17 protein-coding genes are annotated in these 19,439 nt (G+C 61.6%); 12 read left to right on the top strand and 5 right to left on the bottom strand.

From position 1 onward, the window contains the following. Window positions 1-2 precede the first annotated feature (2 nt). Genes EV561_RS07460 through EV561_RS07445 form a run of 4 tightly spaced genes read left to right on the top strand, consistent with a single transcriptional unit; the run spans window position 3 to window position 6,254 of the window. Complete coding sequence (locus tag EV561_RS07460) at window positions 3-923, top strand: DUF58 domain-containing protein (protein WP_132519317.1); 921 nt, start codon at window positions 3-5, stop codon at window positions 921-923. Next, a complete protein-coding gene (locus tag EV561_RS07455; protein ID WP_132519314.1) occupies window positions 920-3,745 on the top strand; it encodes a DUF4159 domain-containing protein in 2,826 nt (941 codons plus the stop codon). Before EV561_RS07460 ends, EV561_RS07455 begins: the two co-directional genes overlap by 4 nt. Then, a complete protein-coding gene (locus tag EV561_RS07450) occupies window positions 3,745-5,817 on the top strand; it encodes a hypothetical protein (protein WP_132519311.1) in 2,073 nt (690 codons plus the stop codon). Before EV561_RS07455 ends, EV561_RS07450 begins: the two co-directional genes overlap by 1 nt. Next, the gene (locus EV561_RS07445) at window positions 5,814-6,254 is read left to right on the top strand and encodes a GNAT family N-acetyltransferase (RefSeq protein WP_132519308.1); all 441 of its coding nucleotides are present in this window, start codon (window positions 5,814-5,816) and stop codon (window positions 6,252-6,254) included. The genes EV561_RS07450 and EV561_RS07445 overlap by 4 nt, the downstream gene beginning before the upstream one ends. A gap of 10 nt (window positions 6,255-6,264) precedes the next feature. On the opposite strand, the gene EV561_RS07440 is transcribed toward EV561_RS07445, so the two are convergent. After that, on the bottom strand, window positions 6,265-6,828 hold the full coding sequence (locus EV561_RS07440) for an N-acetyltransferase (RefSeq protein ID WP_132519305.1): 564 nt from the start codon (window positions 6,826-6,828) through the stop codon (window positions 6,265-6,267). Between the two features lie 266 nt (window positions 6,829-7,094). Between EV561_RS07440 and EV561_RS07435 the strand changes: the two genes are divergently transcribed. After that, window positions 7,095-8,084 (top strand): glutathione S-transferase family protein, encoded by a 990-nt coding sequence (locus EV561_RS07435; protein ID WP_132519302.1) that lies wholly within the window; start codon window positions 7,095-7,097, stop codon window positions 8,082-8,084. 2 nt (window positions 8,085-8,086) lie between these two features. Here EV561_RS07435 and EV561_RS07430 read toward each other — a convergent pair whose 3' ends face one another. After that, window positions 8,087-8,518, bottom strand: coding sequence for an NUDIX domain-containing protein (locus EV561_RS07430; RefSeq protein ID WP_245512609.1), 432 nt, complete (start codon window positions 8,516-8,518; stop codon window positions 8,087-8,089). A 143-nt stretch (window positions 8,519-8,661) separates the two neighbouring features. Between EV561_RS07430 and EV561_RS07425 the strand changes: the two genes are divergently transcribed. From EV561_RS07425 to EV561_RS07410, 4 genes are all read left to right on the top strand, one after another. Then, entirely contained in the window at window positions 8,662-9,600 is a 939-nt protein-coding gene (locus EV561_RS07425) for a metallophosphoesterase (RefSeq protein ID WP_132519299.1), read from the top strand. A gap of 159 nt (window positions 9,601-9,759) precedes the next feature. Then, window positions 9,760-10,314, top strand: a complete 555-nt coding sequence (locus tag EV561_RS07420; RefSeq protein WP_245512627.1) for a tetratricopeptide repeat protein — start codon at window positions 9,760-9,762, stop codon at window positions 10,312-10,314. A gap of 242 nt (window positions 10,315-10,556) precedes the next feature. After that, window positions 10,557-11,066 carry an RNA polymerase sigma factor gene (locus EV561_RS07415; RefSeq protein WP_132519293.1) on the top strand — a complete coding sequence of 170 codons (510 nt, stop codon included), beginning with the start codon at window positions 10,557-10,559 and terminating at the stop codon, window positions 11,064-11,066. Between the two features lie 20 nt (window positions 11,067-11,086). Then, complete coding sequence (locus tag EV561_RS07410) at window positions 11,087-11,902, top strand: anti-sigma factor (RefSeq protein WP_132519290.1); 816 nt, start codon at window positions 11,087-11,089, stop codon at window positions 11,900-11,902. A 127-nt stretch (window positions 11,903-12,029) separates the two neighbouring features. Here the strand turns inward: EV561_RS07410 and leuA are convergent, their stop codons facing one another. Beyond that, on the bottom strand, window positions 12,030-13,757 hold the full coding sequence (leuA, locus tag EV561_RS07405; RefSeq protein ID WP_132519287.1) for a 2-isopropylmalate synthase: 1,728 nt from the start codon (window positions 13,755-13,757) through the stop codon (window positions 12,030-12,032). A gap of 324 nt (window positions 13,758-14,081) precedes the next feature. Continuing rightward, window positions 14,082-15,266: a benzoate/H(+) symporter BenE family transporter gene (locus EV561_RS07400; RefSeq protein WP_132519284.1), complete on the bottom strand. Its 1,185-nt coding sequence runs from the start codon at window positions 15,264-15,266 to the stop codon at window positions 14,082-14,084. Window positions 15,267-15,487: 221 nt separating this feature from the next. Here EV561_RS07400 and EV561_RS07395 point away from each other — a divergent pair, with 221 nt between their 5' ends. Both EV561_RS07395 and EV561_RS07390 read left to right on the top strand, forming a co-directional pair. Further along, a complete protein-coding gene (locus EV561_RS07395; protein ID WP_132519281.1) occupies window positions 15,488-16,453 on the top strand; it encodes an acetylxylan esterase in 966 nt (321 codons plus the stop codon). Further along, entirely contained in the window at window positions 16,450-17,178 is a 729-nt protein-coding gene (locus tag EV561_RS07390) for an alpha/beta hydrolase-fold protein (RefSeq protein ID WP_132519278.1), read from the top strand. The genes EV561_RS07395 and EV561_RS07390 overlap by 4 nt, the downstream gene beginning before the upstream one ends. Before the next feature lie 55 nt (window positions 17,179-17,233). On the opposite strand, the gene EV561_RS07385 is transcribed toward EV561_RS07390, so the two are convergent. After that, window positions 17,234-18,205 (bottom strand): AraC family transcriptional regulator, encoded by a 972-nt coding sequence (locus EV561_RS07385; protein WP_132519275.1) that lies wholly within the window; start codon window positions 18,203-18,205, stop codon window positions 17,234-17,236. Between the two features lie 130 nt (window positions 18,206-18,335). Between EV561_RS07385 and EV561_RS07380 the strand changes: the two genes are divergently transcribed. Further along, window positions 18,336-19,367 carry an aldehyde reductase gene (locus tag EV561_RS07380; RefSeq protein WP_132519273.1) on the top strand — a complete coding sequence of 344 codons (1,032 nt, stop codon included), beginning with the start codon at window positions 18,336-18,338 and terminating at the stop codon, window positions 19,365-19,367. The last annotated feature ends 72 nt before the right edge of the window (window positions 19,368-19,439 follow it).

Genomic DNA, 19,439 nt, shown 5'->3' with positions numbered 1-19,439 from the left:
GCGTGGCATCCATCGGACAGATCGTCAGCCCGACCCCTGGCAATGATGCCCTTGCTCGCGCTCGCAGCCGCGCCGCCCTCGTGCCCGATTGCCTCGTTGAGGCCAAGCGTATCGCCAATACCGTCATTGCCGGCTGGCATGGCCGGCGCAAGCGCGGTATCGGCGAGAATTTCTGGCAGTTCCGTCCCTATACCGAAGGCGAAGGCCTGGCGCGCATCGACTGGCGCCGCTCGGCCCGCGACGACCATACCTACATTCGCGACCACGAATGGGAAGCTGCCCACACGATCTGGCTGTGGGCCGACATGTCGCCGTCGATGATGTACAAATCGACCTATGGCAGCGTCTCCAAGGAAAGCCGTGCGCTGGTTCTGATGCTGGCGCTTGCCGAAATCCTCGCCCGCTCCGGCGAGCGCATCGGCTGCCCCGGTGTCATGGAGCCGATTTCTGCCCGCAACGCCGCCGAGCGGCTGGCGGCAGCTCTTATGCATGCCCCCCTGACGGGCGGATTGCCCGAGACGAACATGATCCGCGGCTGGAGCGACCTCGTCCTGATCGGCGATTTCCTCGACGATGCCGAAAGCATCATGGCGCGGCTCGGCCCGCTTGCCCGCCGGGGCCTGCAGGGCCATGTGGTCGAAGTCGCAGATCCCGCCGAAGAGGTCTTCCCCTATAGCGGCAGAACCGAATTCACCGATCCGGAAACGGGCACCAAGCTGGTCGCCGGACGCGCCGAAAACGTGCGTGAGGAATATCAGCGCGCCTATCTCGGCCGCCGCGAGGCCCTTGGCGAATCCCTTCGCCACCTCGGCTGGACCTTCGTCAGCCATCGCACCGATCATCTAGCATCGTCAGCGCTTGTCGCCGTCCATATGTATCTGTCTGGCATGCCCGCCAGAGCGATGCACGGAGGGCGATCATGAGCGCTTTCGCCTTTGCCTATCCGGCCATTCTCGGCGCGCTGGTCGTACTGCCTGTTATCTGGTGGCTGCTGCGCCTGACGCCACCCATGCCGAAGCCGGAAGTGTTTCCGCCGCTGAAGATCCTCGCGTCGGTCCTCAAGCGGGAAGAGACACCGTCGAAGAGCCCCTGGTGGCTGACGCTGCTGCGCATGCTGCTGGCGGCAGTCGTCATTCTCGCCATTGCCGATCCGGTCTTCAATCCGCGCGTCAATTCGCTGGCGTCGAACGGACCGCTGGTTCTCGTGGTCGACAACAGCTGGGCAAGCGCGCCGGATTGGGAGCGCCGTGTTCAAACCGCCGACGCGCTGATCGGCGATGCCGATGCAAACAGTACGCCGGTTGTCATCGCGTTCACCGCGGAATCCACTAACGATGCGGTCGCAGGTACTGCGACTGCGGCGCGTGAAAAGCTCCATGCCGCCGCCCCCAAGCCGCTGGTTCCGGATCGCGATCGCGCGATACAATCGGTCAAGGCGGCACTCAACGGTACGAACCCCGGCACCCTCGCCTTCCTCACGGACGGTATAGCCTCCAAGGAAAAGGATGACGCCGTAGCGCAGCTCGCCGCCCTACAGCCGGCTGAGATGCGCCTGATCGAAGGCGACGGCAGCGACACGGTCGCCATAACCGGCGCCGCAAACGCTTCTGACAACATGACCGTCACCGCCACCCGGTTGAACGGCCGCAGCCCGACGCGGCTGGCGCTTAGCGCCCAGGACAACCAGGGACGCGCCATTGCCGCCGGCAGCCTGAATTTCTCTGCCGGGCAGACGGTCTCGACGGGTTCGATCGCCGCTCCCTTCGAAATGCGCAACGATTTCGCCCGCATCAGCATCGACAATCACGCAACGGTGGGCGCTGTCCATCTGCTCGACGACGGCTTCAAGCGCCGCCGCGTGGCTCTGCTTTCGGGGCAGGCAACCGACGAATACCAGCCGCTGCTGTCGCCGCTCTATTACATCCACCGCGCCCTGCAGCCCTATGCCGATCTTGTCGAGCCGGACGCTGCCGATCTGGCGAAGTCCATAAACGAATTGCTGACCGGCAATCCCTCGGTGATCATCATGGCCGATATCGGCCGTCTGCCGCAGGAGAGCTATGCGCCGCTCCAGCATTGGCTCGAGAATGGCGGTACGCTGATCCGTTTCGCCGGGCCTCGCCTTGCCGCAGCGCCTGCCGATGATCCGCTCGTGCCGGTTACGCTGCGCCAGGGCGAACGCGCCTTTGGCGGCGCGCTCTCCTGGGCCCAGCCGCAACCGCTCGCCGATTTCCCCTCTTTCGGCCCCTTCGCCGGAATGGCAAAGCCGACCAATGTGCTTGTCAAACGTCAGGTCCTGGCGGAGCCGACCCCGGATCTTGCCGAACGCACCTGGGCAAGCCTTGCCGACGGCACGCCGCTGGTGACGGAAAAGGAAATGGGAACGGGGCGCATCGTCCTCTTCCACGTCAGCGCCGAAGCGACCTGGTCGGATTTGCCGATCTCAGGCGATTTCGTCGAGATGCTGCGGCGTCTCGTACAACTCTCCCGCTCCGGCGGCGTGACCTCGCAGGCAAGCCCAGCAAAGGCCGCAGAAGTGCTGCCGCCGTTCCGGCTCCTCAATGCCAAGGGCGTATTGGTCAGCGAAACCGGCTCTGCCCGCCCGTTGGAAACCGCGAAGAAGGGACCGCTATTGTCGAGCTTCGACAATCCCCCCGGCCTTTACGGATCGGAGGAAGGCTTTACGGCTCTCAACATCCTGCCGCCGGGCGCCGAACTCAAGCCGCTTGATGCCTCGGCTGCCGGTGTGAATGTGATACGGGAAGGACTGATCGGCGGCGAGGCATGGTCCGCCAAGCCGCTGCTCTTCTTCATCGCCTTCCTGCTGCTCCTGGCCGATAGCCTGATCGTGCTTTTGATGAACGGCGCATTGCCGCGTATGCGCAGGACAGCCGGCGGCGTCGCGAAGGCGGCCGCAATCGTCGGACTGGCATTTTCCACAGCCGCGTTCCTGCATCCCGTGGACATGCGAGCGGACGATTCCAAGCCCGGCGATGAGGCCATATATTCCCGCCTCGACAAGACGCATCTCGCCTACGTCATCACAGGCGAGAGCGATGTCGACCATATTTCCGACCGAGGGCTCGAAGGCCTAACCGAATTCCTGACCTACCGCACCACGCTGGAGCCCGGCCCACCGATCGGGATAGATATCAACAAGGACGAGCTTTCCTTCTATCCGATCATCTATTGGCCGATCTCGGCCACCGCGCCGATGCCCTCGAACGAGGCGATCAACCGCATCGACGCCTATATGCGCAGCGGCGGCACCGTCCTCTTCGACACGCGCGATGCCCTGAATTCGCTCGGGGACAACAGCGCGCCGAGCCCCAACGGCCAGCGCCTGCAGGCGATCCTTGCCAATCTCGACATACCGCCGCTCGAGCCGGTGCCGTCGAACCACGTGCTGACCAAGTCCTTCTATCTCCTGTCCAATTTTCCCGGCCGCTATACCGGCAGTCCACTATGGATCGAGCAAAGCCAGGACAACAGCAAGAACAAGCCGGACCGGCCGGTCGCATCGTCAGATGGCGTGACACCCATCATGATAACGGGCAATGACCTAGCCGGCGCATGGGCCGTCGATGAGAATGGCTCCCCGCTGCTTCCAACCGTTCCCCAGGATGAGACGCAGCGCGAATATGCCTTCCGAACAGGGGTCAACATCATGATGTATATGCTGACCGGCAACTACAAATCGGATCAGGTCCACGTCCACGATATCCTGGAACGATTGGGCCAGTAATGACGCTAGGTTTTTCGCCCTTCCTCCCCTGGTCCTTTCTGGCAGTCCTTGCGGCCGTGATGGTGCTGATCGCAGCCTTCGCCTTCTGGCGGCGCATCCGCGGCGCCTGGATTCGCGCCTTGGCAGCGCTTTGCCTTCTGGCGGCGCTGGCCAATCCTGTTTTCATGCAGGAGGACCGCGACCAGCTCTCGACCATCGTGCCCGTCATCGTCGACCGCAGCCAGAGCCAACAGACGCCCGAGCGCATCAAGATGACGAATAATGCGCTGGCGGCGCTAAAGGATCGTCTCGCGCAATTCCCGCGCATCGAGCCGCGTTTCGTCGACGCCAAGGATCCGGCAGAAGCCGAGTCGCCCTCGACGCGCCTCTTTGCTGCCCTTCATACGGCCATCGCCGACGTTCCGCCCGCGCGCATCGGCGGCGCCATCTTCCTGACGGACGGCCAGATCCACGATATTCCGGGCGTCAACCAGGCGCTCGGCTTCGATGCCCCGATCCATGGGCTGATTACCGGCCATGCCGACGAATTCGACCGACGCATCGAAGTGGTGCGCGCGCCTCGCTTCGGCATCGTCAACGAGGACCAGCAGCTCACCTTCCGCGTCGTCGACGACGGCAAGAGCCCCGGTGGCTCTGCGCCGGTGACCGTTCGGATGAACGGTGACGAGATCGCGACGCTGCAGGCCACGCCCGGCCAGGAAATCCCTCTGAGCTTCAAGGTGCCGCGCGCCGGCAATAATGTCCTCGAATTCAGCGTGCCTGAACTGCCCGGCGAGGTCACGTCGACCAACAATCGGACCGTCCAGCTGATCGAAGGCATCCGCCAGAACATGCGTGTCCTGCTGATCTCGGGCGAGCCGCATTCCGGCGAGCGCGCCTGGCGCAACCTGCTGAAATCGGACGCGTCGATCGATCTCGTCCATTTCACCATCCTGCGTCCGCCGGACAAGCAGGACGGCACGCCCGTCAATGAGCTGTCGCTGATCGCCTTCCCGACCCGCGAGCTCTTCGTCGACAAGATCAATGATTTCGACCTGATCGTCTTCGACCGCTATCAGGATCGCGCCAACGTGCTGCCGATGCTCTACTACGACTACATCGCCCAGTACGTGCAGAATGGCGGTGCGCTGCTGGTCGCGGCCGGTCCCGAACATGCGAGCGAATCCTCGATCGCGCTGACGCCGCTCTCCTCGGTGCTGCCTGCGGCGCCGACCGGCCAGATGATCGAGAAGCCCTTCTATCCGCGCCTTTCCGACGAAGGCAAGAAGCATCCGGTCACCCGAGGCCTTGATGGCGCCGATCAGGAGCCGCCGCATTGGGGCCGCTGGTTCCGAAGCGTCGACGTCGAGCCGCCGCAGGGCCAGACCGTAATGGTCGGGGCGGACAATCATCCGCTGCTGGTGTTGAACCGCGTCGGCCAGGGCCGCGTTGCCATGCTTCTATCGGATCAGGGCTGGCTCTGGGCGCGCGGCTTCGAAGGCGGCGGTCCGCACGTCTCGCTCTATCGCCGCATCGCACACTGGCTGCTGAAGGAGCCGGCGCTCGAGGAGGAAGCTCTGACCGCGACCGCATCCGGCCGCAACCTGCAGATCACCCGCCAGACGCTGGGCGACAATCCCGGCAACGCCACGATCAAGTACCCTTCCGGTAGGACGGAAACCGTGCCGCTCACCCAGTCGGAGCCCGGCCTCTATCGTGCAGAGAAACACATGGATGAAATCGGCCTCTTCCAGATCGCCAACGGCAATCTGACGACGCTGGTCCATGTCGGGGCCGTCGATGCGCCGGAATTCAAGGCGATGATCTCGACCACGGACACACTGAAGCCCTTGGCTGACAAGACCAAGGGGCTAGTGACCCGCGTCGCGAGCAACGGCGGCGGCGTCACCGTACCGCCGATCCTGCCGGTGCGCGGCGCCGTTCGCTCGGCCGACGATCAGCGGCTCACGATCCGCATGACCGACGAGACGGTGCTGAAGGGGATCAATACGTTGCCGCTCTTTGCCGGCTTCGCGGGCCTTGCCGCCCTCCTCTTCGTCTTTGCCGCAACCTGGTGGCGTGAGGGCCGATGAGCGTCAGCGGACCGCACCTCGATCTGACGGACGAGCCCTCCCAGGAGGATCTGGCCGTCATCAGCGAACGCCTTACCGGCTTCAACGCCGACGATGTCGGCCCGTCGGGCCGACGATCGGTTGCCGTATTCATCCGCGATGCCGAAGGCAAAGTGGTTGGAGGACTATCCGGCTATACCGCCTGGGGTTGGCTGTTCACCCAATGGCTCTTTGTCCCGCCGGAATTTCGCGGCCAGGGCATGGCCGGGAGGTTACTGGAAACGGCGGAAGCCGAAGCAATCACACGCGGCTGCCACGGCGCGTGGATCGACACGTTCAGCCCGCAGGCGTTGCGAGCCTATCAGCGGCAGGGCTATGTGATCTTCGGAGAGCTTCCGGAATTCCCGATCGGCCGCAGCCGCTTCTTTCTGCAGAAGCGGCTGATTTCGGAAAGCTGAGCATTCAGGATCAGGCGCGAGCCCTATAGGCCAGTGCTGGAATTTCCTCGTCTTCGAGGACAGCCTCCTCGGCTTGCTCGCGCCAGGCGATCGTCCCGTGCAGCCGCTCATGCACATCTGCCGCAATCGGCACGACCAGCACGCGGCCGGGATCGACCGGGCCTGGGAAAGCCAAGGCGTTATAGGCGACCTTCTCGAAGCCGAGCGGCCCGTAATAGGGCGGATCGCCGACGAGGATCACCGCCTCCGACCCCTTGCGCCTCGCAGCCTCCACGGCGATGCGGACCAGCTCACGGCCGATGCCCTTGTTTTTGTGTGAAGGCCGAACCGCGAGCGGCCCGAGCAGATGACCTTTGACCGTGCCGGCCAGCACCGGCGTCATCCTGACGGATGCGATCGTCTCGCCATCATCGGCGCAGATGAAGGAGAGCGAGCGATCGTGCGGCCCCTGCTCGCGGATCCGCGCAGCGGCACGGACAAACCGTCCGGGACCAAATGCTTCTTCGTTGATGAGTTCGATGACGTCGTCGTGCGACGCGTCCTCAGTGAGGTAGACCAGATCGTGCTTGTGCATGAACGTAAGAAACCGGATAGACAAAAGGGATGAATCTCGAACACGCCGTCAGGCGTTCGGGAGCATCAGCGTCGTCGCAGGCTTCTCGCTGCGTTCATCAATCGGGACCTCAAACAAATTGTGAAAAGCGCGATAGCAGGAAATAAGCTGCCCGTCCAATGCAAAATATCCGGATTGGAGTGCAGACGCACTGTTCAATCTTTGCCATCTCGAATTTTCGCCGTTCCATCGTATTTTTCACACAGGTTCACCGAAAGGACGAGATTATGGGCATGCTGGTTGACGGCGTCTGGCATGACGTCTGGTACGACACAAAGGAATCAAAGGGCCATTTCAAGCGCGCTGCATCGCAGTTCCGAAACTGGGTGACGGCCGACGGCGCTCCGGGCCCAAGCGGCACGGGCGGCTTCAAGGCCGAGGCCGGACGATATCACCTCTATGTGGCGTTGGCCTGCCCCTGGGCGCACCGCACCCTCATCTTCCGCAAGCTGAAGAAGCTGGAGAACATCATTTCCGTCTCCATCGTCGATCCCCTGATGCTGGAAAACGGATGGGAGTTCAAAAACCGCGACGGCGGGACCGTGGACCATCTCTTCGGATCAAAGGCCCTCTGGGAAATCTACGTGAAGGCCGATCCGCATTATTCCGGCCGCGTCACCGTGCCCGTGCTCTGGGACAAGAAGAACGAAACGATCGTCAACAACGAATCGTCCGAAATCATCCGCATGTTCAACAGCGCCTTCAATGGCATCACCGGCTCAAGGGAGGATTTCTACCCCGAACCCCTGCAGGCCGAGATCGATGCGCTGAATGCGGTCGTCTACGACACCGTCAACAACGGCGTCTACAAGGCGGGCTTTGCGACCACGCAGGAAGCCTATGGTGAAAACGTGGCCAAGCTGTTCGAAACGCTGGATATGCTGGACAAGCGCCTGGGCAAGAGCCGCTACCTCTTCGGCGACTCGATAACCGAAGCCGACTGGCGGCTGTTCACCACGCTGGTGCGCTTTGACGCCGTCTATGTCGGCCATTTCAAGTGCAACATCCGCCGCATCGACGATTACAAGAACCTACCCGGCTATCTCAGGGACCTCTACCAGGTGCCGGGAGTGGCCGAAACGGTGAACCTCGCTCATATCAAGGAACACTATTACCGCAGCCACAGGACCATCAATCCGACCGGCATCGTCCCCGTCGGCCCTGATCTGGACTTCGACCGGCCACACGGTCGCAACACGTTTGCGGCTGCCGCCTGAGGTCACCAATAATCGGAGAGCGGCGTGCTGCCCTCCAGCTCCCTCAGACGGCGGTGCGTGGCGGCCGTCGTCTCGGGAGGCAGGTCGTCGAGAGGAAAGAAGCCGGATTCCACGATCTCGAGATTGGGCTTCCGTGGAGCGGTCTGCTCGACCGTCACACGATAGAACAGGACATGGTCGCGTTTGCTCGCCGCCTTGTTGTAATAGACATGGAAGAACTGCGGTCGCGCCGTCATCACGAGGTTTCCCTCCTCGCGCAATTCCTTGATCAGAGCCTGCTCGACGGTCTCGCGCCGCTCGACGCCGCCGCCCGGCATATGCCAGCCGGGAAGATAGGAATGCCGCACCAGGAAAAGCCGCCCTTCGCTATCGAAACAGGCGGCGCGCACGCCCATCGTCATGCCGCGGGAAACGGCAAAATAACTATGGATCATGTAGCCGAGTATCCGGCCTCGCCAACTGCGCATGGACGGTGAAGACCGCTCGTTCAAAATGTCACTCCCCTGCGTGACGTTCCGCCGCATGCCGGAGGAAATCCGGCGAAACCTTTTGCTGCGCTGCAGCTGAAGTGTTTGATTTGACAGTAGCCTGGTCTATGTCTCATTTCATGTTCAAGCTCGCGCATATCTCCGATATCCACCTCGGACCCCTCCCCCGGCTTTCGATTCGGGAACTCGCTTCCAAGCGCATAACCGGATTTGTGAACTGGCACCGAAACCGGCGCAAGCACCTTTTTGGCAGCACGCTCGACGTCCTTCTGCAAGACATTGCCTCGAAGAACGTCGACCACCTTGCCGTGACAGGCGATCTGGTCAACCTCGCCAGCGGTATCGAAATCCGCACGGCAGCCGAATGGCTGACAACGGTGGGCGATCCGGCCTTCGCTTCCGTTGTGCCGGGCAATCATGACGCTTATGTGCCCGGCGCCTACGAAAAATCGATGCGCGCCTGGTATCCCTATGTTCGCGGCGATCACGCGCCTGCGGAATGGAGCGAGGAAGGTCACATCTTCCCGTACTTGCGCATCCGCGATCGCGTCGCCCTGATCGGCTGCTCGACGGCTGTCGCAACACCACCCTTTGCAGCCAGTGGCTACTTCAGTCCGAGGCAGGCCCGCGAGACCGTCAATATGCTGCGCGCCGCCGGCGAGGCCGGCCTGTTTCGCGTCGTCATGATCCATCATCCTCCGATCCGTGGCGCGACCTCCTTCTACAAGCGCATGATCGGCATCCGCCGCTTTGCTGCCGTGGTCTCGACCGGCGGCGCCGAACTCGTCCTGCACGGTCACACCCATCTCAACACGCTGCATTGGCTGCGGGGACAGACGGGGCCGGTGCCCGTGGTCGGCATCGCTTCCGCCTCGCAGGGACCGGGCAGCCACAAGCCGCCGGCCGCCTATAATCTCTTCACGATCTCGGGGGCACCGGGCTCCTGGAATCTGCAGGCGGAACGCTTCAGCCTCAATCCCATGGGCGACGCGGTTTCAGGCGAAAGCACAGATATTCTGCGCAGATAGCGTCCAAAAAATCGAACTTCCCCTTTCCTGCGGGAAAGACTGCCTTAGTTTCAAAAGCAGGTGCTTTTTGCGAGCGTCGGCGCACGGTTTCCATGGTGTTTTCCATCGCCTGGGACTAGACTTTGGCATCTTGGCTTGGGAGGAAAAAAGCTCATGCGCATGTTCTCAAAAGGCTTTGCGATCACCGCAGTTACGGCTGGTCTGTTGCTCACTTTTTCAACCGAAACATGGGCCGCCGGTACCGAGAACGATGACACAGTACCTCCGCCGAAAACCGAGACCACAACCAAATGCAAGAACGGCAAGGTCTGGGACAAGGACAAGAAGGAATGCGTCAACGCCAAGAAGAGCAGCCTGAACGACGATCAGCTTTTCCAGGCAGCGCGTGAGTTCGCCTATGCGGGGCAATATCAGAACGCGATCAATGTGCTGAAGCTCGCCAAGAATCAGGACGATCCGCGCATCCTCAACTATCTCGGCTATTCCAACCGCAAGGCCGGGCGAATGCAAGTCGGCATGAATTATTACCACAAGGCACTTCAGCAGGATGAAAACTACATCCTCGCGCGTTCCTATATGGGACAGGCGCTTCTGGAACAGGGTGACGTGCAGGCAGCCCGCGTTCAGCTCGTCGAAATACGCGATCGCGGCGGGGAAAACACCTGGGCCTATCGCTCGCTTCTGCAATCCCTGAACGGCTACCGACAGTACTAAAGGGATCAGCTGCGTTACCCATTATAAAGTTCGCGTGAGCAAACGAAACACAAAGACAACCACCCATTTTACGGACTTGCGAAGCATCACCGAAATGGTTCATATCAATATGAAACGATCTTCTGCTATTCGCTCGATCCTTTCCATGAGACCTGTTTTCCACTGGAAGGATCGACGCGAGGCGCGGAGATCCAATGCCGATAATACCGCAGAATGACCCCTAACGTTTCCCTGGAAAGACAATGCGTCCGTCGGTAGCAGCTATGGATATCAGGCGCGATCTGGTCGGCCTTCTGCCGAAGCTGCGCCGTTTTGCAGTGACCATGACCGGCGACACCGCTGACGCCGATGAGCTTGTCCAGAATGTCTGTCAGCGCGGCATCGCAAAGATCCACCAGTGGAGCAGCGATATCAGACTGGATAGCTGGCTCTACACGATTGCGCGCCATCAATGGATCGACGAATCCCGCCGTCATAAGATGCGCCGCGGCTCCGCCAAGGGTGGTGCGCTGGAGCATGGCGAACTCGCGGCGCAGATGAACCCGGTCGAATCCAGCGAATCGCACCAGATCGTCATATCTTTGCCCGAAGGTCTTGCTAGTGTGTTTCTTCTGGTGGATGCGGAAGGACATACGTACAAGCAGGCGGCGGAAATCCTTGGCATACCCCAGTCGACGGTCGCAACGCGTCTTGCAAGTGCCCGCCTGAAACTCGCAACCATGGGCCGCAGCCGTTCTCCTCGAAAGTTCTAAGCGTGCAGGATAACAGGAAAATGCCGATCGAGGCACGTCTATCCGCCTATATGGACGGAGAGACCACCCGCGAGGAAAAAGAGGAACTCGAGCATCTCATCGCCTCGGATCCGGAAGCCCGCCAGATTTATGAGACGCTGCGGCATGGCTCGGATGTTGGACGCAAGGCCTTTGATGAAGTTCTGAAAGAGCCCGTTCCGCTCTCTCTCGTACGCGCGATCAAGAGCGTGCAGCCGCCGAAGATGCGGGAAACGCCGCGTCTGGCCAGGCCGCCACTGAAGCTCGCTCCGAATGGACGTCAGGCGCTTGCCGCCTCGCTTATCCTGTTCGTCATCGGTGGTGGCATAGGATACTTCGTTGGCTCTCAACCGGCAGCCCCTCCCGCGCCGACGCCGATCGCCCAGATTCCAAGCCATACGTGGCTGGACGAGATCGCCGCGTCGCACCGTATCTATTCCCACCAGCCGCAGCATATTTCCGAAGTGCCGGCGATACAGGCAGACGAGATCAGCCGCTGGCTGACCCAAAGCGTTGGCGTAAAATTCGCCGTTCCCGACCTCGCCAGTGACGGGCTCACCTTCCAGGGAGCACGCCTGCTCGTCGCCGCCGGCAAACCCGTCGGTCAGCTGAGCTATACGAACGGGGATGGCGACATCATTGCGATTTATTTCCTCAAGGACAACGACACCACGGCCAGCGACGAATTCAACGAGGTCATCAAGGACGATGTCGGCGTTGTGTCCTGGCATCGCAGCGGCGTTGCCTATGCAGTCGCCGGCCCCTCCTCCGATCCGACGCTGGACGATATCGCCGACCGGGTTTCCAACCAGATCTGACGGGCCGCCGACGGCTCCGCCCATCCGAGGATGACCACAGCGATCGATCATGCAAATGCCTGACAAGCAAAAGGCAGCGGATTTGATCCCGCTGCCGTTCCATGGCTTCATTTCGTCCGGCTGAATTTCAGCCCTTTGCCTTCGCTTCCATGACCCGGTTCGCGGCAGATACGATCGCCTCTAGCGAGGCGGCGACGATATTGGTGTTGATGCCGGCGCCGAAGAGCTTGCCGCCGGGATAGGATGTCTCGACGTAGGAGATCGCCGCAGCGTTCGAACCGTGCTGGAGCGAGTGCTCCGAATAGTCCTCAACGCTCATCGGAATGCCGAGATAGATCGAGAGCGCGTTGATGAAGCCGTCGATCGGGCCGTTGCCGCGACCTTCGATCCGCTTGAGCTCACCATTGTCGGTAATCTCGGCAGCAACGATCCGCTGGCCCTTGCGCTCGGTATCGGGATAGGTGTGATGATCGACAAACTTGATCCGCCCGCCCGGCTGCGTCACGTAGCGATCGATGAAATGCTCGTAGATGCGCTTCGATGGCAATTCCTTGCCCTCTTCGTCGGTGATGCGCTGGATCTCCTCGCGATACTCCACCTGCAGATTGCGCGGCAGGTTCAACCCGTAATCCTGCTGCAGGATATAGGCGATGCCGCCCTTGCCGGACTGCGAGTTGATGCGGATGATCGCCTCATAGGTGCGGCCGACATCCTGCGGATCGATCGGCAGGTATGGCACTTCCCAGACCGGATGGTTGGCGACCTTGGCCGCCTTCATGCCCTTGTTGATCGCGTCCTGATGCGAGCCCGAGAAAGCGGTGTAGACCAGTTCGCCGACATAGGGGTGGCGCTCGCCGATCGCCATCTGGTTCGAATATTCGAACACTTCCTTGATACGCTCGATATTGGAGCAATCGATCCCGGGATCGACGCCCTGCGTGAACATGTTCAGCGCCATCGTCACCACGTCGACATTGCCGGTGCGCTCGCCGTTGCCGAACAGCGTGCCTTCGACGCGGTCGGCGCCGGCGAGCAGCGCCAGTTCGGCGGCAGCGATGCCCGTGCCGCGGTCATTGTGCGGATGCAGCGAGATGATCAGATTTTCGCGGTTGTCGAGGTTGCGGCACATCCATTCGATCTGGTCGGCATAGATGTTCGGGGTCGCCATTTCGACGGTCGAGGGCAGGTTGATGATCAGCTTGTTGTCTGGCGTCGGCTTCATCACCTCGATGACGGAATTGCAGATTTCCAGCGCCACTTCGAGTTCTGTGCCGGTGAAGCTTTCCGGAGAATATTCGAAACGGTAGCCGCCGCCAGTCTTGGCGGCCATGTCGCTGATCATCTTGGCCGCATCCACCGCGATCTGCTTGATGCCCTGGACGTCCTTGGCGAAGACGACGCGGCGCTGCAACTCACTGGTGGAATTGTAGAAATGCACGATCGGCTGGTTGGCGCCTTCCAGAGCCTCGAAGGTACGCGTGATCAGTTCCGGGCGGCACTGCACCAGGACCTGCAGCGACACGTCGTCGGGCACGTTGCCCTGCTCCACACACCAGCGGGCGAAATCGAAATCCGTCTGCGATGCCGAGGGAAAGCCGATCTCGATTTCCTTGAAGCCCATCTCGAGCAGCAGATGGAACATGCGGGCCTTGCGGTCATGGCCCATCGGATCGACCAGCGCCTGGTTACCGTCGCGCAAGTCGACCGAGCACCAGATCGGCGCCTTGGTCAGTACCTTGGTCGGCCAGGTACGGTCCGGAATATTCACTTGCGGATAGGCCCGATATTTCTGCGCGGCGTCGGGCATGCCGCGCTTGGTCGAACCGTTGGTGTTGGAAGATGCCTTGGAGTCCATGATCGTCGTCTTTCCTCGATTCACGCATTGCTTGGCGTCCCCTAGGGGTAAAAGCCGTCGCTGATGCGGACCTTTATGGGTCTAGTATGCTCAGGTCTTGAATGTTTGTGCGAGGAGCGTTGGCCTGGCGGGCTTGTCGGCCGCCGGGCGCCCCTCAACGGACCCGGCAACCGCGCGTAAGGCCGAGGAGAAGAAGCGAGGTAAGGGCGCGCGTGTTGTCTCGCAGGGCGATACGCCCGCGTACAATCTGCTCGGAAATCTTTGCGCCAGTGGACTTCATGAGCCGAGCTATAGCCAAGGCATCAAAAACAAGCAAGCCCCGGTCTACCTTTTTGTCATCTGCACAAATTTCTGCAGCAGCATCATCAATCCGCCCGCCAGCAGGCCCCAGAAGGCACCGGAAATGCCGGCAAAGGAGACTCCCGAGGCGGTGACAAGGAAGGTGATGGCCGCCGCCTCCCGCGTTTCCGCATGCTGGAAGGCTGCCATCGCCGAACCTGAAAATGCAGCAACGAGCGCAAGACCGGCGACGGCCTCGATCAGGATCGGCGGCGCCAGCCCGACGAAGGCGGTAACCGCGCCGGCGAGCAGCCCGAGCACGATATAGGCCATACCGGCAACGACAGCGGCCCAATAGCGCCGCGACGGATCGGCATGCGCATCCTGCCCGGCGCACATGGCGGCCGTGATCGCCGCCAGATTGACGGCATGTCCGCCAAAGGGCGCGCTGAGGATGGAGAACAGGCCGGTGGCGGCAAAGAGCGGCCCAGGCTTCGGATTGTAATGATTGACCTTCAGCACCGCGATACCAGGAATATTCTGCGAGGCCATGGTGACGATGAAAAGCGGCAGGGCGATCGAGACCAGGGCGGCAAGGGTGAAGACCGGCATGGCGAACTCGACACGCGGCAGCAGCGACCCTTCAAGCGATGCGAGCGCACCATCCGGAACATGGACGCCAAAGGCGAGCACCAGCGCGAAGGCAGCCAACGCGGCAGGCACTGCCCAGAGCCGCCTGAATGCACCGACGGCGATCCAGGCAAGGACGATCGGCAGGCCGAAAAGCGGATTGTAAGAGATCGCCTTGACCGGCGCAAAGCAGAGCCCGATCAGCACGCCGGCGAGCATGGCATTGGCAAGCGGCGCCGGAATGGAAGCCACCGCTCGCCCCAGCGGCCGGAACAGCCCGGCAATGACGATCAACACGGCGCAGACGAGAAACGCGCCGACAGCAGCCGGAAACCCACCCTCGACCACGCCGGCGCTGGCAAGCAACGCGGCCCCCGGCGTCGACCACGCAATGCTGATCGGCAACCGGGTGGTAAGGCTGAGCACGATGGCGCAGATGCCCATCGCTATCGAGAGCGCCGTCAGGCCGGACGCGGCCTGCGCATCCGTGGCACCCACCGCCTGCAGCCCGTGCAGCACAACGGCAAAGGAACTGGCGAAGCCGACAAAGGCAGTGAGGCAGCCCATGAACAGGCTTTGCACGGAGAAATCTTTGAGCATGGCGGGCGAACGACTGGATGGGAAAAAAGGAAACGTCATGGAGCATGACGGAGACAGGCTGCGCAAGCTCTGATCCCGCCCGAATTGGCGTTATATCGGCCTTTATTGCCCTAGGCCCATTGCACTTTTCGCTCTGATCCGGGGGCAGATGACGTAGTTTTGTCCGCTTGGACAGACATGACTGTCTTGCATTGCCGGTCCTTTCGCGGAAAAACGAACCTATGAGCGTTCCGACAACACACCCCTTCCCCTTCGACCCCACCTACGGCATGAAGCTCGAACAGCTTCTCGCGGTCGAGCCTCCAGAGGAGCCGCCTGGTTTCGACAATTTCTGGCAGAAACGATATAGCCGGGCTCTCGCAACCGACCCGCAGCCGGTGCTTCGCAAAAGCAAGCTCGAGCACCCCGGCTGGGTAGTTCTCGATATCACCTACATGTCGACCGGCTCCTTCAAGATCGGCGGCTGGTTGCTTTTGCCACGCGACAAGCCGGTGCGTCGCGGGCTCGTCGTCGGACATGGCTATGGCGGGCGCGACCAGCCGGATTTCGATCTGCCGGTCGAGGAGACGGCAGTCCTTTTCCCCTGCGCTCGCGGCCTGTCACTCAGCGCCTGTCCACCGATCCCGGCGGACGCCAGCGGCCACGTCCTCTACGGCATCGACAAGCCGGACGATTACATTATCGGCGGCTGCGTCGACGACCTCTGGATCGCCGTCTCGACACTACTCGTGCTCTATCCCTGGCTGTCAGGCCATATCGGCTATAGCGGCATCAGCTTCGGCGGCGGCATCGGCGCGCTGGCCATCCCCTTCGACGACCGCATCACTCGCGGCCATCTCGTCGTGCCGACCTTTGGACAAAGGAAACTGTGGCTGAGCCTGCCGACGGTCGGCAGCGCCGATTCCGTCCAGACCTACCAGAAGACCCACGGCAGCGTGTTCGAAACCCTGCGCCTGTTCGATTCGGCGAGTGCTGCGGAAAGGATCAAGATACCGATGCTTGTCGCTGTCGCCCTCTTCGATCCGGCTGTTGCGCCGCCCTGCCAGTTCGCGGTCGCCGACGCAATTCCGCAATCAAACTTTAACGAAATCTTCATCCTGGACGCTGGCCACTTCGATTATCCTGGTAGCGGAGAACAGAACGCTGATCTCCGTCGGAAAGTGGGTCACTTCTTCCAGGTGTTATGAACCGCGAATATCTGCGTTGGTATAGCCATCGCCTGCAGCGGGACATGGAGCTTCTTGTTTTCGGCCATACCGGAGCCAAGGTGCTGATGTTTCCGACACGCGACGGGCGCTTTTGGGAATATGAACAGCTCGGTATCGTCGCCAGTCTCGCAGACAAACTGCGGGCCGGTTACCTGCAGCTCTACTGCATCGAGGGCCTCGCGACCGAGACCTTCTACGGATCGCACCGCCACCCCGCCGAGCGCATCCGCCGCCACGAGGCCTTCGAAAACTATATCCTGAATGAAGTCCTGCCGCTGATGGCTGAGAAGAACCCTAACGATTGCACCATCGTGCAGGGCTGCAGCCTCGGCGCCTATCAGGCGGCCAGCCTCGTCTTCCGCCATCCGCATCTCTTCCGCAAGCTCGTCGCTTTCTCCGGCCGCTACGACCTGACGCTGAAGGTCGAATCCTTCGGCGACCTCTTCGACGGCTATTACGACGACACCGTCTATTTCCACACGCCGACGCATTTCCTGCCCGGCCTGAATTGCGATTGGCGGCTTGAGAAACTCCGGCAGATCGACATCGTGCTGACCATCGGGGACGCCGATCCCTTCCTTGACAACAATCTCCATCTCAGCCGCTTGCTGGCAGAAAAGCAGGTCGGCCACCAACTGCATCGCTGGGACGGCCGCGCTCACCGCGCAGGCGTCTGGCGGAAGATGGCGCCGCTTTATATTTGAGGGGATGCCCGGCCCGATAGACCGGCAAAATGGATGTTAAAGGCGGCTGGCTCGCCTAAGTGGCATCAGCGACATCGTCCGGGCGCGGCTCTCCCGGACTATTCAAATTCGAAGCAATCAGAGCCGCGCGATAGGCGGTCGGCGAGCTGCCCTTGATGCGTTTGAAGGCAGTGCTGAAGGCGCTTTCGGAGGCATAGCCAAGCGAGCGTGCGACTGTCGCGACAGTCGTCCTCTCCTCCCGCAAAGCACGTTCGGCAAGGTGCATCCGCCACTCGGTCAGATAGGTGAGCGGCGCAACGCCTGCGACCGTCCTGAAGTGGAAGGCAAAGGATGTTCGCGACATCGCGCAGGCGTTGGCGAGTTCCTCCAGATGCCATGACCGGGCCGGATCGCCATGCATCAGCCGGAGCGCGGGTGCGATCCGACGATCGGCGAGCGCGCGCAGCCAGCCGGCGGGCATGAGGCTTGCCGTCTCGAGATGGGAGCGCAGGATCTGGATGAAGAGCAGTTGCGTCAGCTGCGCGGAGGCGAGAAGCGCGCCCGGCTGGGCTGCATCCCTTTCCTCAATGAGCCGGTCAAGGAGCCAGCGGAAGACAGCGGCCTGCGGCGATGCCGCCCGCGTGTGAATCCACGGTGGCAGGATCTCCGCGAACAGCTTTCCGCGGATCGGATCGAGAAGGACGTGGCCGCCGATATAGGCGAAGTCGTTGCCATCACCGATCGTCGCAAGGTTCCGTCCGGCTCCCGTGAACAGCTCCATCGCCCCGACAGGGGCGACACCGGGATTGCTGGCGAGAACGGAGCCTCGCGGAACCGATAGCAGACCCACGTCGCCGGTTTCGAAAAGAACCGGATCGGGCTCTCCATCCAGCATTACCCAGCAACTGCCTTTCACGACCGCGAAGAATTTGATCTTCTCGCGAGCCGGGAAACGGATCGCCCAGGGACCGCCAGCGGTGAACCCGCCCGTCACGACGGCCTCGGCATTGGTCAGTGTCAGAACTTCGGAGAATGGATCGATCAACATTCTCGTACTATCGCGAAAGCAACCCGTACTTTCAAGCATTCACAGTCCAGGCACCGCCACCTACTTTCGCCTCATCGACAAGCCGCAACGGAAATGCGGCACGAATTCAACATCATGAGGTATGACATCAATGACCGACAGGCTTGTACTCGTGACCGGTGGCACCGGCTTCATTGCGCAACATTGCATGCTGGTGCTGCTGAACGCGGGCTATCGTGTGCGCACAACCGTCCGTTCGCTCGGACGGGAAGCGGAGGTGCGCCAGCATCTCAAGGTGGGCGGCGTGGATGCCGGCGATCGGCTCTCCTTCGTTGTCGCCAATCTCACCGAGGACCGCGGCTGGTCGGAGGCTGCAGAAGGATGCGACTATGTCATGCACGGCGCCTCGCCCACGCCATCAGGCGATCAGACCCGCGAGGAGGATTGGATCGAGCCCGCCGTCAACGGCAATCTCCGAGTTCTCCGCGCGGCGCGTGAAGGGGGTGTGAAACGTGTCGTGCTGACCTCGGCCTTCGGCGCGATCGGCGTCGGCCACAGGCCCGATCACCGCAGACCATTCGACGAAACCGACTGGAGCGACCTGAGCGGCAACGTCGCGCCCTATCAGAAATCGAAAACCCTTTCGGAACGCGCCTCCTGGGACTTCATCGCGCGGGAAGGCAATGGACTAGAGCTTGCATCAGTCAATCCGGTCGCCGTCTACGGCCCGGCTCTGGGCGCAGACTACTCCCATTCGATCCGGCTGATCACCAACATGCTGAATGGCCAGCCGGGATGCCTGAACGTCAATTCCTGCTGCGTAGATGTTCGAGACGTGGCCGATCTGCATCTTCGCGCCATGATCGACCCCGCCGCCAAGGGCGAGCGCTTCCTTGCCACGGTGGGCGAGAGCATGTGGATGATCGAAGTTGCCGAACTGCTGAAGCAGCGCTTGGGCAAGGCAGCCGAAAAAGTGTCGACGGAAGTATGGCCCGACGAGCAGGTGCGCATCGCCGGTGAAACGAACCCGCAGCTGAAGGCCGTCGTGCCGCTGCTCGACTATGACATGAACGCAACCGGCAAGAAGGCCGAACGCCTTCTCGGCTGGGCTCCACGATCGAGGGAAGAGGCGATCATATCCTGCGCCGAAAGCTTGATCCAGCTTGGCTTGCTCAACGGCTAAGCAGCCGAGCAAGCCACCGCAGCATCGTTGGCCTCACCGTCAACAAAACGCCCTCGCCTCCTATTGCAGGCG

The organism is Rhizobium sp. BK376 (assembly GCF_004341625.1).
GTDB lineage: Bacteria > Pseudomonadota > Alphaproteobacteria > Rhizobiales > Rhizobiaceae > Rhizobium.
Note: the sequence above shows the minus strand (reverse complement) of the source record. Positions and strands in the feature narration are given on the sequence as shown.